At 73.8% G+C, this 15,225-nt stretch carries 9 protein-coding genes; 5 read left to right on the top strand and 4 right to left on the bottom strand.

Features of this window, described 5'->3' with window-relative positions; all coding sequences use genetic code 11:
• Positions 1-21 precede the first annotated feature (21 nt).
• The gene (locus tag J7W19_RS09375; RefSeq protein ID WP_004951252.1) at positions 22-357 is read right to left on the bottom strand and encodes a hypothetical protein; all 336 of its coding nucleotides are present in this window, start codon (positions 355-357) and stop codon (positions 22-24) included.
• 239 nt (positions 358-596) lie between these two features.
• Here J7W19_RS09375 and J7W19_RS09370 point away from each other — a divergent pair, with 239 nt between their 5' ends.
• Positions 597-4,577, top strand: coding sequence for a hypothetical protein (locus J7W19_RS09370; protein WP_004951250.1), 3,981 nt, complete (start codon positions 597-599; stop codon positions 4,575-4,577).
• 4 nt (positions 4,578-4,581) lie between these two features.
• On the top strand, positions 4,582-9,024 hold the full coding sequence (locus tag J7W19_RS33445) for a hypothetical protein (RefSeq protein WP_210455316.1): 4,443 nt from the start codon (positions 4,582-4,584) through the stop codon (positions 9,022-9,024).
• Between the two features lie 618 nt (positions 9,025-9,642).
• Here the strand turns inward: J7W19_RS33445 and J7W19_RS09360 are convergent.
• Positions 9,643-10,209, bottom strand: coding sequence for a CbrC family protein (locus tag J7W19_RS09360; protein ID WP_004956198.1), 567 nt, complete (start codon positions 10,207-10,209; stop codon positions 9,643-9,645).
• A 1,115-nt stretch (positions 10,210-11,324) separates the two neighbouring features.
• Between J7W19_RS09360 and J7W19_RS09355 the strand changes: the two genes are divergently transcribed.
• Both J7W19_RS09355 and J7W19_RS09350 read left to right on the top strand, forming a co-directional pair.
• Positions 11,325-11,759, top strand: a complete 435-nt coding sequence (locus tag J7W19_RS09355) for a phosphatase domain-containing protein (protein WP_004956201.1) — start codon at positions 11,325-11,327, stop codon at positions 11,757-11,759.
• A 177-nt stretch (positions 11,760-11,936) separates the two neighbouring features.
• Positions 11,937-12,596, top strand: a complete 660-nt coding sequence (locus J7W19_RS09350) for an MFS transporter (protein ID WP_051072793.1) — start codon at positions 11,937-11,939, stop codon at positions 12,594-12,596.
• Positions 12,597-12,783: 187 nt separating this feature from the next.
• Here J7W19_RS09350 and J7W19_RS09345 read toward each other — a convergent pair whose 3' ends face one another.
• A complete protein-coding gene (locus J7W19_RS09345) occupies positions 12,784-13,503 on the bottom strand; it encodes a TetR/AcrR family transcriptional regulator (RefSeq protein ID WP_004955238.1) in 720 nt (239 codons plus the stop codon).
• Positions 13,504-13,615: 112 nt separating this feature from the next.
• Here J7W19_RS09345 and J7W19_RS09340 point away from each other — a divergent pair, with 112 nt between their 5' ends.
• Positions 13,616-14,650, top strand: coding sequence for a zinc-dependent alcohol dehydrogenase family protein (locus tag J7W19_RS09340; protein ID WP_004955242.1), 1,035 nt, complete (start codon positions 13,616-13,618; stop codon positions 14,648-14,650).
• On the opposite strand, the gene J7W19_RS09335 is transcribed toward J7W19_RS09340, so the two are convergent.
• Positions 14,637-15,116: a DUF3592 domain-containing protein gene (locus tag J7W19_RS09335; RefSeq protein ID WP_004955245.1), complete on the bottom strand. Its 480-nt coding sequence runs from the start codon at positions 15,114-15,116 to the stop codon at positions 14,637-14,639. The genes J7W19_RS09340 and J7W19_RS09335 overlap by 14 nt on opposite strands.
• Between the last annotated feature and the right edge of the window lie 109 nt (positions 15,117-15,225).

The raw sequence follows: 15,225 nt of genomic DNA, 5'->3' as shown, positions 1-15,225 counted from the left end.
TGACGGCCCCGGCCCGGCCGGCTACAGGAACTTCACGCTGTGGAAGTCGTCGAGCAGGGCCGTCTTCGTACCGCCCTTCGGGATGTCCGCGGAACCGCCTTCGCCGCAGACGGTGCTGAGGTACACCCGGGCCGTCCGGTTCGTGCTGTTGACCATCTTGTTGGCGCCGAACTCGAAGAAGAGACAGACGTTGTTCATCGGGTCCACGAAGGTGCGGGTGAACCCGGTGGCGCGGCTCTGGTAGATGAACTCGCCCGAGGCGGCCGGGGCGGTGGTGGCCAGGCCGGTGGTCAGGGCCAGGGCCGCCGCGAGGACCAGGGCCGGTCTCGCCGCCCGGCGTCGTGAGGATGTGGACATTGTCGTACCCCCTTCGTGGGCGGGGGGTGCCGTTTCCGGCAGCCGGTGGCACCGGCGCCGCGTGCGTGCTGCCCGGTCCGCCCTTCGAGGGGAGAATTCGCCTCCTTCCTCCCGATGGGAAGGGCCCTGTCCGGGTATCACCTATTCGGAGTACCGCGTTCCGCCATCACCCGTTCGGGTCATACACCTGCCGCTCCCACAGGAGTATCCAGGGGGATGGGCAGCTGTTAGGGGGCGGCATGAGCACTCCGGCACCGATCCGGGTACTGCGCGGGACCGACCTGTTGGACCTGAACTTCGGGTTCGTCGGGCTGAAGTTCGATGACCGGCCGGGGAGTCGGCGGCTGATCCGCGCCGATCCGCAGCAGGACGGACTGCTCGTCGTGACGCTGGGGCCGCAGCACGTCGCGGAGCACGCGCTGTTGGAGGAGGGGACGGACCCGGATCCGCGGGACGTGCCCGTCGGCTCGCTCGTCAGCGGGCGGAGCGTCCTCGTCTTCGAGGTCGGGGCGCAGGACGTGGTCGGGTACTCCGAGGCGGGGCTGCTGGCGGCCATGCGCGCGCTGCCGTTGCGCGTCGTCGACGCGGCCCGGGAGGCCGATCCGGCGGTGGCGGTGGTCGCGGTCCGGCCGCCCGGCGTGGGAGCGGGCGGGGGAGCGGCCGAGGAAACGGGTGAGGAAACGGGCGGGGGCGCCGAGGGCGACCCGACGGTCCGGGCCCTCGCGCTCGTACGGCTGCTGCGCACCACCGCCCAGCTCACCGCCCGGTACGGCGTGGACGCCACCCTCGCCGCCGCGGCCGGCGCCGAGCCCGCGGTCACCGGTACCGCCTCCGGAGGCGAGGCGTCCGACGCCGCCCCCGGCCCCCGTACCCCCGAGAACCCCCTCGCCGACCCCACCCGCCCCCGCACCGGCATCGAACTGCCCTACAGGCTCCTGCTGTCGCCCCCGCGGCAGGCCCGCTGGATCCACCGGGACGCGGTGGACGAACCCGGGCCGGGCGAGCGGGTGGCGCTGTGGCACACCCGGCTGAGCGGGGGCACGGTCCGCGCCGTGTGGAACCGCGACCGAGACCCGGGAACGCCCGCTCCCGAGGTGACGCGGCTGCCGCTCACCCCGGGAGACCGCACCGATCTCGTCGAACTCACCGCGCGCGACGGGCTGTCCACGGTGGAGGGCAAGCCGTTCACGCCGGTGCCGGTGAGAGCCCGGACGCTGATGCTGTCGGCGCTCGGCGGCTGGCTGGAGAGCGTGGGCCAGTGGCCCGAACGGCCCGCGGGCATCGACCTGTCGGACTGGCGGCAGCACACCACCCTCGGCCGGGACCACTACGTGCGGGTGATGCACGAGGGGTACCTGTGCCCGTTCGGGCACCGCGCGGCCGTGGTGCAGGTCACGGAACGGAAGTTCAAGGACCCGCGGACCGCCTTCCTCTTCCAGCGCTTCTACGTGCTCGTCCGGCAGCCCCTGCGCACCTACGACCCGGGGCGGCCGCTGCCCAGGGACGGCGACCCGGCCGCCGACCTCACCAACCTCCTCTTCCCGTTCACCAGCGTCCGCCTGGACACCCTCGTCACGCCGAACCTCGTCCACCTCCCCGACCCGCCCACCTCCACCTGGTTCTTCCCGGCGACGGCCACCGAGGAGCCGTTCCTGTTCAAGGCCACGGCGGTGGACCACCAGGGGCGGGTCGTCGAGTTCCGCACCCCGCTGCTCTTCGTCCCCGAGCATCTGAGCCGGGGGGAGCAACTCGCCGAAGTGCTCGCCGAGTACAACAGGCGGTCCCAGCCGCCGGCGCCGGCGCCCGACGGCTCCCGGGCCGCCGCCGTCACCGATCCGTCCCCCTTCACCAGCGCCGCGCTGCTCGGCCAGTCCGTGGCCCTGGCACCACCCGTCACGCCGGACGACACGAGTGTCGACGTGGCCCACCTCGTCTGGGGCGCCGCCGCGCCGCCCGCCCTCGCCGTCCCCGACCCGGCCCATCCGGCGCCCGGCGAGGCACACTTCATCCCGCAGCTGAGCTGGGCCACCGCCGCCGTCCCCGCCGTCGGCGCGCTGACCGGCGACGCGACCGCCACCGTGCCCGTGACGTACGCGAAGCGGTACGCCCTGTCCGGCTTCGCGGCGGTGACCCAGGGGGCCAGGAAGGGCAACCCCGGGGAGGTCTTCCTCAGCCTGCTGCACACCGGGGGCCCCGCGCTCACCATGGACTTCGACAGCCGGCGCGACCGCTCCGGCGCGCTCGTCGCGCCCAGCTTCGACGTGGCGGGGCTGTCCCGCGCGACCGGCCCGGTCTCCGGCACCGGGCCCGTCGCCACGGCTCTGGACCGCATCGCCGGCGGGGAGTTCGACCCCGCCGACTTCTTCGGCACCCTCGGCATCGACTTCCTGGGGGTCCTCTCCCTCGCCGACGTCATCCGCCACATCCTCCCCGGCGATCCGCTGCCGGCCCTGCACGTCCCCAACTTCATCACCCAGACCGTCAGTTCGGTCACCGGGTTCCTCGGCGACCTGCGCCGCGTCCGCGACCTGGCCGACAACGCCGCGCCCGGCCTGCCGCCCGCCGCCCGGCAGGTGGCCGACACCGCCCGGCGGCTCGCCGAACTCGTCGCCGCCTACCTCGCCGAACACCTCTCCCACCCCTCGCTTCCCACCGCCGCACCGCCGGGGAGCGATGGCGGTGCTCCGGCGGAACCCGGGCCCGCTGGGGCGCCGCCGAGGGCCGGTCCGACGGGAGACCCGACGGCTGGTCCGGCGGGCGATCGCGCGGGCGGTCCGGCGGCCGGCCCGGCGGGCGGTCCGACGGTGGGTGCCGGGCCGCCCGTGGCAGGCGCGCCTCCCGCCGGCCCGCCGCCACCACGCGCCACACCCGCCACCGGCCCGCCGTCGTCGCCCGTCACGCCCGCCACCGACCCGCCCGTCACCCTGCAACAGATCGACGACGCCTTCGCCGCCTTCTCCACCGCCCTCACCAACCTCCTCACCGCCCTCCCCACCACCGCCGACCCCGGCCTCCGCACGCTGCTCACCCGGGTCCGGGAACAGGTGGACACCTGGACCACCGCCGCCGGACAACTGCCGTCCCTCCGCGACGCGCTCCAGCAGGCCGCCCGCGGTCTGAAGCTCCCCGAGACGGTCAGCACCCGCATCGAGTGGAGCCCGCAGATCAAGCCCTGGCCCGACACCGGCGACCCGGTCTTCGTCCCGCACACCGAGGGCACCCGGACCGTCGGGCGGCTCTCCCTCGTCGTCGACCTCCGCGGCTCGCTGCGGCCGGACGTGTCCTCCGGAGCCGACGTCACGTGCTCGCTGGAGAAGTTCGACCTCGTCCTCATCCCTTCCTTCCAGGCCATGCGGCTGACCTTCGACCGCGTCCGCTTCCGGATGCGCGCGGGCGAGAAGCCGGACATCGACGTCGGCTTCCGGAAGGTCGAGTTCATCGGCCCGCTGTCGTTCGTCGAGACGCTGCGGCAGCTCATCCCCATCGACGGCTTCAGCGACCCGCCCGGCATCCAGGTCACGTCGACCGGCATCACCGCCCGCTACGGCATCCCCCTCCCCAGCCTCGCGATCGGCGTCTTCAGCCTGGAGAACATCCGCCTGGACGCCTATCTGGACCTCCCGTTCATCGGCCGGCCGCTGGAGATCGGCTTCTCCTTCTGCAGCCGCCAGGCCCCCTTCCGGCTCACCGTGTCCCTGCTCGGCGGCGGCGGCTTCTTCGGCATCGTCATCACGCCCAAGCAGGTCGCCGTCCTGGAGGCCGCCCTGGAGTTCGGGGCCGCCGTCTCCATGAACCTCGGCGTGGCGAGCGGAAGCCTGTCCGTGATGGCCGGCATCTACTTCCGGCTCGAACTCGCCACCTCCGAATGCCGGATCACCGGCTACTTCCGCGCCCGCGGCGAGGTCGACGTGCTCGGTATCGTCTCCGCCTCCATCGAACTCCTCCTGGAACTCACCTACGACAGCGGCAGCGGAACCGTCTACGGCCGGGCCCGGATCACGATCAGCGTCCACATCGGGTTCTGGTCCCAGTCGGTCACCATCGAATGCGAGAAGCGGTTCGTGGGCGCCGGACACTCCCCGAGCCCGCTCGCCGCGGCCGACGACGCCGTCCGGCCCCCCACGTTCGCCCAGATGATGGAGCCCTATCCGGATCCGGTGACCGGGCTGCCGCGCGATCCGGTCGACGAGTACTGCACCGCCTTCGCGGAAGTGAGCTGACGCCATGCCCGAGACGATCCGGTGGACCGTACTGCCCGACGGGACCGCCGCCGACGGCCGGCTCCGCCTCACCGTCCTGGTCAGCCCCCGCCTCACCGGGGGGACCACGCTCGACGCCTTCCCCGCCTTCCACGACTGGCCCGACACCCTCGGGCATTACATCGCCGCGCTGCGGATCGAGTTCCGCGCGCCCGGCACCACCGGGCCCGGGACCGCTGTGCCCGTCGCGCCCCGGCAGGACCGTTACCCGCCCGCCGACAGCGGACTGTGGAAGGCCCTGTTCCCGACCACCTCCCCCGTACGCCCGCCCGCCGGCGCCTTCGCCGCCGCCGCGGCCGTGCCGCCCACCCTGCGCTCCTATCCCGCCCGGGACGTCCACGACCGGATCGGCACCCTCTACGAGGCCGTCGCCACGGCCACCGCCCGCCGCCGGGCCTTCCCGTCGGGCGGGGAGGGCACCCTTCCGACAGGCGGGGAGGGCACCCTTCCGACGGGCGGCGAAGGCGTCTTTCCGTCCGGGGGTGAGGGAGCCTTCCCCTCCGGGGCCGAGGGCGCTACGACATCCGGGGCCGAGGGCGCCACCGCCTCTGGGGCCGAGGGCGCCGCCGCCTCCGGGCCCGAGGGCGCCGCCGTCGCGCCGCCCGCCACCTGGGACCACCCGACCACCGGCGACCTCCGGGCCCCGCTCCCCCCACCCCTGCTGGAGCTGGCCCGTGGTGTCGCCGCCTCCTACCCCGGTCTCGACCAGCTGCTCGAACACGGCACGGGCGGGCCCTCGGCCGTCGCCGCCAACCCGTTCCGCCCCCGGTTCATGGACCGCACCAGCGACGCCTACCGGGGCAACGCCGCCGCCCACAACCTCGCGGAGGCGTACCGCTTCTACGACCGCCCCCAGGTGCCCACACCACCCCCGCCCACGGCACCCGACGTCGACTTCCACACCGCCTGCGCCCTGCTCGCCGACTACCCGGAGCTCCTGCGCCGCTTCGGCCTCGCCGTCGACCTGCTGGTCACCCCGCCGCCCGGGCTCGCCGACCGCTGGCAGGCGCGGGTCCGGTTCACCGCGGACCAGGGACGGCTCAACGACGACGAGGGCCTGCGGCCGTGGACGGACCTGCGCTACGTCACCGGGAGCCGCTTCGAGCCGTACGCCCCGGACGACGGCCCGTACGGACGGCGGATGCTGCGTCTCGGCGGGGACGGGATCCTGGTCACCGACCTGGACGTGGACGGGGCCGCGATGAAGTTCGTGGAGTTCTCCCGGATCGTGGACCAGGCGCTCGCCGCGATGAGCGACCCCAAGGCGTCCGCCGCCCCCGACAGCACGGCCCCGCCCGCCCTGCACGGCGCCGGACTCACCGTCTTCCGGGAGGGCCGGGACGCGGAGCTCGCCGACCGGATGGAGGCCGACGCCCGGCACACGGCCGGCGTCGGCCCGGCGGGCCAGACGCCCGCCGTCGCCGTCCTCGACGCCTCCGACCTCGTCCGCGGCTACCGCGTCGACGTGGGCGTGGTCGAGGAGCCGGCGGAGGCGGAGGAGCACACGGCGGAGGGACAAGCGGCGGAGGAGGCGGCGGAGGCGGGGACCGGCGGAGAGGCCGCCGCGCCCGTCACCGTCTGGCGCCCGCTGTGCGCGCGGACCGGCCGCTACGCGATCCGCCGCCCGGGGCAGCCCGTCGTGCCGCTGGCCGTCGCCCCTGACGAGGGACACGTCAAGGCCACCGCCGTCACCCACGACAAGAGGGACGACAACCAGCTCTACGTCCACCAGGCCCTCTGCGGCTGGCACGGCTGGAGTCTGGCCGCGCCGCCGCCCGGCCGGACCCTCGGGCCGGACGACCGGCCCCGGGTGCCCGCGCCCGAGGTGTCGCCGGTCTTCCCGCTGGACACCGCGTTCCGCCCGGTCAAGGGGTCGCTGCCCGCCCTGCGTTTCGGGCGGACGTACCGGCTGCGCGCCCGGCTCTGCGACCTCGCCGGCAACGGTCCCGGCCTCGACGCCGACACCCCCGACGGCACGGCCTCCGCGCCCGTCACCTACCGGCGCTGGGAGCCCGTGCCGCCGCCCGCGCTCGTGCCCCGGTGGCCCTTCCTGGAAGGCGAGTCGGAACCGCGGCTGGTCATCCGCAGCACCGTGCGGGACGACGGGACGCCGGTGCCGCCCGACGCCTGGGCGGCGACGCGCAACACCCAGGTCCCCGACCACCGGGCGGAATCGCCCGTCGACGGGCTGGACCGCCGCTACCGCGCCTGGGACGAACGGCACGTCAGCCCACCCAAGACCCCGCTCCAGACGGCCGAGCAACACGGCATGTACGACACCGTGTTCGGGCCCGACAAGGCGGACCTGGTCCGCCGCCGCTACTTCACCGCCGCGTCCCGCGAGGCCGGCAGCTACCTGGACACCGTCGTCAGCCTTCCCGAGAACCCCGACGTCACCACCGACCTCAAACTCCTCGGTGAGATCAAGGTCGCGAAACACGACGTCCACGACACCGAACCGCCGACCGAACTCCCCGTCCCCCGGGGGCAGGGCCTCCGGCCCGGCGAGTACGTCGTCCACCGGGGCGCGCAGCTCCTGCTGCCGTACCTGCCGGACGTCCCGGCCCGGGGCGTCTCCCTGCGCGGCCTGCCGGGGGCACCGCCCAACGCCACCTACGACTTCCCCGGGCCCTGGCCGCAGGCCCGGCCGCTGCGACTGAAGATCGTCGAAGGGGACGGGCCGCCCGTCTGGAGCGGACTCCTCGAGCGCGAACTGACCGTCCGGCTGCCCAAGGCCACCGTCGCCACCGTCCGGATGAGCTGCCGCCTCGACCCCGCCGACCTCACCCTCTTCCGCGCCTGGGAACTGCTGACCGCCTCCAAGCTCTGGAACGACCCGGACCCGACCACCGGACTGCCGCAGGCGAAGAAGGACGAGCTGACCGCCGCGGCGGCCGACGGCGAGAACTGGATGATCACCCCCTGGGTCGAACTCACCCTCGTCCACGCCGTGGAGAAACCGCTCGCCCCACCGGAACTCGGCCCGCTCACCTTCCCCCGCGAGGCGGAGCAGACCTTCACTCCCTTCACCGGACGCCTCCACAGCCACGCCCGCAGCACCGGACGCGTCGACATCGACGCGAGCTGGCAGGAGTGGACGGACGACGTGGCCCAGGACGCACCCCAGCGCACCGAACGGCACGCGCGCATCGGCCACTTCACCCTCGAACGCTACGAGGACGACCACTCCCTCTTCGGCCTCCGCCACGAGTTCCGCGACACCCTGCACCGCGCCGTCACCTACACGCCGACCGCGACCACCCGGTTCCGCGAGTACTTCCACCCGGCCATCACCGACCGGACCGACCTGATCACCCGCAAGGGCCCGGCGAGCGCGGGGCCCGACGGACACGGCTGGCACGTCCCCAGCTCCCGCCGCCCCGAACCGCCCGACGTCAGCCACCTCGTCCCCACCGTCCGCTGGGAGCAGACCGTCGACCACGAACGGCACCGGGTGACCCGCACCCGCCGGCACGCCGGCTTCCGGGTGCACCTGCGCCGCCCCTGGTTCTCGTCCGGCGACGACGAACTCCTCGCCGTCGTCCTCGATCCCGGCACCGGAACCGGTGGCCCGGGTGCCGCGGCCCCGCTGCCCGACGAACTCGTCACCCGCTGCGCCACCGACCCGGTCTGGGACGACCCGACGGCCCCGCCCCGGCTCGCCCCGGCGAACTTCCCGGGCGCCGCGCTCACCGCCGACGGGCGGGTGCTCGCCGAACCGGTGGGCGGCGCGCCCGCGACCGCCTCGGTCGCCGCGTTCGCCCCCGATTACGATCACGAACTGCGGCTGTGGACCTGCGATATCGACGTCGACCTCGGGCCGGCCGCCGGTGCCACGGCCTACTTCCCGTACCTGCGCCTGGCCCTGGCCCGCTACCAGCCCTACTCCGTGGACCCGCTGCACCTGTCCAAGGTCGTGACCGCGGACTTCCTCCAACTGCTGCCCGACCGGACGGTCACCGCGACCATGACGTCCGCCGGCGCCGTCCGGCTGGAGCTGAGCGGCCCGGTCGCGCCGAACGCCCTGGGCAAACGGGTCGGCAGCGGTCAGGCCGCGATGGCGGCGAGCCGCCGCGTCCTCGCCTCCGTGGAGCGGCGGGCCGTCGGCAGCGGCGACCTGGACTGGGCCGGGACGGGCACGGTCCTCGAACTCACCTGCGTCCCCAAGGGGTCCTCGTTCGTCTGGTCCGGCGACCTGGTGCCACCGGCGCCGCAACTGCTGCCGCTCTCGGAGTACCGGCTGGTCGTGGAGGAGCACGAGGTCTACGCGACGGACAGCTCGACGGCGACGGGCACGGTGACTCCCGCCAGTGGCGGCACGGCGGTGCCGGTGGCCCGCCGGCTGATCCACGCGGACCGGTTCGGGCTGCTCGTGACGCCGCTGGGCCGGATCGTCCTCCGCGAGTGACCGCGGGAGCCCGGGCGGGGGAGGGGCCGGCGGCACCCTTGGCGGGACGGGGTGAGGGCCTGGTGGGCGCCCAGTGACCGACGTGAGCCCTGTGACCGACGTGAGCCTGACCGGCCCTCTCCGCGCAAACCCGTCGGCCACCGGCTCCCGCACCGCCGACTCCCGCACCGGCCCCCGCACCACCGGCTTCACCACCGGGCCCCGTACCCCCGACTCGTACACCACCGTCGCGACCGTCGCCGCACCCGCCGCCGTCCGTCCGACCTGGACGCCCCGGAAGCCCAGAATCCCCCGGAAGTCCAGGGCACTCCGGAAGCCCTGGACGTCCCGGACCGCCCGGCGGAGCCGGCCGGCCGCCGCACGGGGCGGGCGGGACACTGGACTTCGGGGCTCGCGCGGTCGGAGGGGACGGCGCGAGCCCTGGAGACGGGCGGCGAGTCGGCCGATGGGGCCGAGCCGGCCGAGTGGGCCGCGTCGGCCGCGTCGGCCGGGAGAGTCGTGCCGGCCGAGCGGGCCGCGTCGGCCGAGAGGGCAGACCCCGACAGGGCCGGGGGCCCGTGGCCGTCGGGAAGCCGATCCGTTCATGGACACCGTCACCTACGCCATCTATCCATCTGGCTATGTGAAGTCGGAGTAGGCCAGGTGCGCGTCGCACACCCGGCAGCGGAAGAGGTAGGCGGTCGGCTGGCCCTCCCGGTCGAACGAGCCGAGGTAGCGCTCGATCTCGTCGGCGGACCACTGCCAGGCGACGGCCTCGCGGCGCAGGGCGTCGAGCGCGTCCGGATACGCGGCCAACTCGGCGCTGCCGACCGGGCCGAGGAAGGCGGCGGCGTCCCCGCAATGGGAGAGCCAGACCGACTCCTGCCAGGCCGTGAAGCCGGGGGTGCGCCGGTCCACGGCCGTCCGGACGGCCTCGGGCACATCGCCCGCCACGACCCCGCAGAAGGAGGCGTCGTACCGCTCGGCGGCGCTGCCGTCCGCTATGCACCAGGGGCAGAGCCGGCCGCGTAGATCCTCGTCCGACGCGGTGTACACCGGACCCGCGTAGACATGGCCGCGAACGCGTCCGCAGCACGCGCAGGCGGTGTGCGGGTCGGGGGCGACGGAGCCGGTGGCCAGGGGGTCGGGGTGGTAGGGGAAGACGGGGAGGGCGGTGCTCACGGTGTCGTTCACGAGATCGTCCACGGTCGTTCTCCGTACGCTGCTTGGCCGGGCGCGCGCTGGGACGGGGGGACCGGGCGGCGTGCTGCCACGCCGTCCGTTCCCCCGTTCCTCCGCACGTCGTTGTCCATGGGAAGAGCATGGCACCCCCCACTGACAACGGGCCTTCGGGAGATCGACTCCGCCCGGTCCGGCGGCCGTTCGGGACGGTCGCGGGGACTGGGGCGTTACGTTGCCGGCCGGGCAAGACCCGGGCGGGGAGTGTGATTTAGGTGACGGGCGTCAGGGGAACTGGCACTCCGCATCACCGTGCCTGCCGGTAACCGCCCTGGTGAGAAGCGTGATTCGAGCGACCGTTCCATCGAACGCGTGAATATCGCGGCACTCGGTGCCTGTTGGGGCGGCCTGGTGGGCGCTTGTGGTTGGACGGTGGTGGGGTCCCACCGTCAACTCCGACCGCTAGGGTGATGCGTTACCAACCACCCCTCCGGGGAAGCGACGGCTTCGTGGAGCACTCCATGGGGTCCACGAACGCTGGACCCCGGAAGGGGGTGGCCCGATGGCCACACGTCCGGAGGGTCACCGCGGCGGCAGCAGGTTGGACCGGCTTTACCGCCGGGTCCGCTGGATCGGTCCGCTCTACGCCGTCTTCAGGATGGTGTGGGACTGGGTGTGATCCGCCTGCGCACGGCACAGGGCCCCGGTCCGTGAGGACCGAGGCCCCGCTGCGGTGGGTGGTAGAGGGCCTCATCCCCACGGCTTCGCGGGCTCAGGGATGGGGCTCTCGCCCTTCCGCAGTACAAGTGTCACCAAGAGCGCAAGCCGATCCGCAGGATTGAGATCTACGTCACCCCTGCGCTGCTGCAACGGGTCCATCTTGCCCGTTATTCAAGATCGATTTCGACAAGCGGTCAGATGTCGATCGGCGTGAGGTGGGGGTGACGCCCCGTCATGAGTGCAGGTAGCACGCTTTGCGAGTATGTGAAAGTGATGCACCTCACACCCTCTGTGCACTGCTGTCGTGATGCAAGCGACAATAAACGCACTCTTTCGATGGGGAGTTCAGCCCTTTCGGTCACCCGTGAGGATGGGTCGGTCGACCGCCGGACGGCGCGGACGCCGCCACTTAAGGTGGTCACGTGAACCTCACATGGCCCGAGAACACCCCTGGCCTCCTCCGCCTCCCCTCCAGGCGGCTGGTGCGGGGGCGCGCGCTGCGGCGGCCGGTGCCGGACGGGCCGGTTCCGGAGTATGCCGTGTATCTGCTGGGGGAGCGGCCTCCCGGAGTGGCCTGGGAGGCGGAGTGGTTGCGCTGGCCCGACTTCCGGCTGCCGGCCGACCGGGAGCGGGCCCGGACGGTGTTCCGGGCGGCATGGGAACGGGCTGCGGCCGAGCGGGTGGAACTGGCCTGCGGCGGCGGACGCGGCAGGACGGGCACGGCGCTGGCGTGCCTCGCGGTGCTCGACGGGGTCCCGGCCGGGGAGGCGGTGGCGTACGTGCGGCGGCACTACGACCCGCGCGCCGTCGAGACGCCCTGGCAGAAGCGTTACGTCCGCCGCTTCGGCGGGAGTTGAGAGGCGCGCGGGCCCGGCCTACGCCCCGGCCCGCGTTCCGTACGCCCCGTCGATCCCGCCGGACCGAACCGCCGCTTCCGGGTGCTCCGGGAAGAGGTCGGTGCGGCTTGCGCCGCAGCGCCTCGCTGACCCGGTCGTCCCACACAGTGTGGGATCGGCGCTCTGCCCCTGGCGGTGTTGCTCGCGGCGTTCGCGGTCGTCGAACGGCGTGTCACCGCGCCGCTGCCGGACCTCGGGCTGCTGCGGCGGCCCGAGTTCGTCGCCTTCGCGGTCGGCGCGCTGGTGATCGGCGCCGGTGTGGTCGGCCTGATGCCGTACGTCCTGATGGTCGTCCAGAGTCTGTCCGGCATGGGGCCGCTGCGCGGCGCCGCCCTGTTGGGCGTCTGGTCCGGGCTGTCGTTCGCCGTCGCCCCGCAGGCCCGCCGGCTGGCGGGGCGGGTGGCGGACCGGCACCAGGCGGCGGCCGGACTGGCCGGCTGCGGCGCCGGCGAACTCGCCCTCGCGGGCATCGGCGAGCACGCGTCGTGGTGGCGGTTCCTGCCCGGCCTGGTCGTCGCCGGTGTCGGCAGCGGGGTCGTGAACTCGGCGCTCGCCGGGCCGGCCGTGTGGAGCGTACCGGCCGACCGGGTGTCCCTTGGATCCGCCGCCGGCAACGCGGCGCGGTACCTCGGTTCGTCGGTTGGTGTCGCCCTGATCGCCGCCGCCATGGCGGCCGTCCCGCACGGTGGCGGGACCGCCCACGAGGCCGGGCTCGGCATGAGCCGCGCCGCACTCGCGGCGGGCGGCCTGACCCTGGCGGGGGCTGCCGCTGTCGCGCTGTGCCGGGAGCGGGGGTAGGGGCGAGGAGTGACGGGTCGGGAGCGAAGTGGCGGGGCGGAGGCCGGGGGCGGGGGAGTGGGGGGACGGGTCGGGGGAGGGTGGAGTGAAGTGACGGGGCGCGAGTGACCCCTCCGAACGGCCCCTCCGAACGGCCCCTCCGAGCGACCCCTTCGGGTGCCCCCTCCTCCCCCGACCGCCGCCTGCCTCAGCGTCGCTCCGGCGCCACCAGCCCCAGCGACACGACCAGATCGCGCAGCTCCGCCTCGTAGAGCGCCCCGGGGTCGGTCAGGCTCGGGCGCAGGTGGCCGTAGACCTCCAGTCCGATCAGTCCGTACATCCGGCCCCAGACGCGGAAGGCCAGCGCGACCGCGCCGGGGGACACGTCCGGCAGGTGCCCGCGGATCTCCTCGGCGAGCTCGGGCGTGAAGTCGGACCACGCGTGGTCGCCGGGCGGCTGCCGGGGCGCGGCCTGCGGCCAGGCGGCGGCGATGAGTTCGACGAGGCCCAGGCAGGCGCGCTTGGAGGGGCGGGGCGCCGGGCCGCCGGCCGGCGCGACGTACCCGGCCACCGGATCGCCGTAGACGAGCCGGAAACCGTCCGGCTCGGCGAGCGCCCAGTCGCGCAGCGCCCGCCACCAGGCCTGGATCCGGCTGGCCGTGTCGTCGGCGGGGCAGGCGTCGCGCGCGGCTTCCGCGCGGTCGACGAGCGCCGAGTAGACGTCGTTGATCAGCGTGGTGATCAGGTCGTCCCGGGTGGCGAAGTAGCTGTAGACGGCGCTGGCGCTCATGCCCATCTCGCGGGCGATGGCGCGCAGCGAGATGGCGTCCGGTCCGCCCTCGGACAGCAGCCGGAGCGCCGTCGCCTTGATCTCCGCCGTGGTCTGGGCGCGGAGCCGGGCCCGTCTGCCCTGGGTGTGTGGGGTCACGCTTGACACCTTACAGCGCTGCATTACAGTGCACTGAGTGAAAACTGAACGGTGCACGGAAAACGTGCGGTGTCAGTTCGGAGGCGCCGCGGGCGCGACGAAGGGCGGGGCGATGAAGGCCAAAACGGTGCTGTTCGACGAGGTCGGGGCCCCTGAGGTGCTGCGGATCGAGGAAGTGGAGCTCGGCGCACCGGGGCCGGGCGAGGTCCGCGTCCGGGTGGAGGCGATGGGCCTCAACCGGTCGGAGGCCCTGTTCCGGGCGGGGGCGTACTACTACGCGCCCGACCTGCCCGCGTCCCGCATCGGCGCCGAGGCGGCGGGCGTGATCGAGGAGGTGGGTCCGGAGGTCGAGGGGTTCGCCGCCGGCGACCCGGTGACCGTGCTGGCGACGGCCGCGGGCGCGATGTCCGCCTACGGCGTCTACGCGGAGCGCGTCAACGTCCCGGCGAGCACGTTGTTCCGGCGACACCCGTCGGTGGACGCGGTCACCGGGGCCGCGACCTGGCTGTCGTACCTCACCGCGTACGGGGCCCTCGTGGAGATCGGAGGACTGCGCCCGGGCGACACGGTACTGATCACCGCCGCCTCCAGCAGCGTCGGCATCGCGGCGATCCAGGTGGCGAACCTCGTCGGCGCCGTCCCGATCGCCGTCACCCGCACCGTCGCCAAGAGGGAGCAGCTCCTCAAAGCCGGCGCCGCGCGGGTGATCACCCTGGACGAGGACGATCTCGTCGCGCTGATGGACGCGTTGACGGACGGCGCGGGCGCCCGCGTGGTCTTCGACGCGGTGGGCGGACCCGAAGTCAGCCGTCTCGCCGGGACGGTGGCCCGGGACGGCATGCTGATCGTCTACGGCTCCCTCGACGGACGCCCCACCCCTCTGCCCCCGCACTGGCCGCTCGCCGTCTACGGCTTCGCCCTGCCCGCCGTCCTCGACCACGACGACCGCAAGCGGCGCGCGACCGCCTTCATCGAGTCTGGCCTCCGCTCCGGCGCGCTCTCCCCGCTGATCGACCGCACCTTCCCGCTGCACGCCATCGCCGACGCCCACCGCCATCTGGAGGGCAACGGGCAAGTGGGCAAGATCGTGGTCACGGTGGGGCTGGGGGACGGGTTGAGGGAGGCCCGGAGGGCTACCTCAGCGTGATCCTCACCCACGTGTACCACCACATGAGCACAAAGGGCAGCGCCCCGGCGCAGAGCGCTCCGGCGAGGAGCGTGAGGACCCCGTACCGCAACGGGCCGCCGGCCGAGTCCTGCCCGACGGCCATGACGTTCTCCGGGTTCTGGGGGGCGTAGAAGACCGCCGCCTTCTCTCCCGGGGTCAGGGTGTAGCTGCGTCGTGAGCCGGTCGCCGATCTCGCCTCGATGGTGGTGTGCGGCGGGCTTTTGAGAGCGAAGGAGACGACAGGGTAGTACCGCGGGTCGCCGTCGTCGTCCGTACCGGTGCAAACGGAGACCACCCGGCCCGTCACGCGGGGGCCGTGGGCGCGCAGCCGGTGGGCCTCCACCGTCCGGCGGGCGAGCCGCCACGGCAGGTAGCAGAGCAGCCATGCGACGAAGAAGCATGCGGAAAAGACGAAGAGGAACACCACCAGTCCCACCAGCATCATGATCGGATACTAGCCGGACGTGAGGGAAACCTTCCGGGCGGCTGTGCCGGTGTGTGAGGTGCAGAAAACTGCACCTCCGAGGCGTAGTCGGCCGGATTACGGGGGTGCG

Origin of the sequence: Streptomyces mobaraensis NBRC 13819 = DSM 40847 (assembly GCF_017916255.1) — a bacterium.
GTDB classification, from domain to species: Bacteria; Actinomycetota; Actinomycetes; order Streptomycetales; family Streptomycetaceae; genus Streptomyces; species Streptomyces mobaraensis.
The sequence above is the reverse complement of the archived record's forward strand: the minus strand, read 5'-3'. Positions and strand labels throughout refer to the sequence as shown.

Excerpts from the sequence above, each read along its gene's own strand:
- J7W19_RS09375 (WP_004951252.1), bottom strand. The coding sequence starts at position 357 with ATGTCCACATCCTCACGACGCCGGGCGGCGAGACCGGCCCTGGTCCTC.
- J7W19_RS09335 (WP_004955245.1), bottom strand. The coding sequence starts at position 15,116 with ATGATGCTGGTGGGACTGGTGGTGTTCCTCTTCGTCTTTTCCGCATGC.
- J7W19_RS09370 (WP_004951250.1), top strand. The coding sequence starts at position 597 with ATGAGCACTCCGGCACCGATCCGGGTACTGCGCGGGACCGACCTGTTG.
- J7W19_RS33445 (WP_210455316.1), top strand. The coding sequence starts at position 4,582 with ATGCCCGAGACGATCCGGTGGACCGTACTGCCCGACGGGACCGCCGCC.
- J7W19_RS09340 (WP_004955242.1), top strand. The coding sequence starts at position 13,616 with ATGAAGGCCAAAACGGTGCTGTTCGACGAGGTCGGGGCCCCTGAGGTG.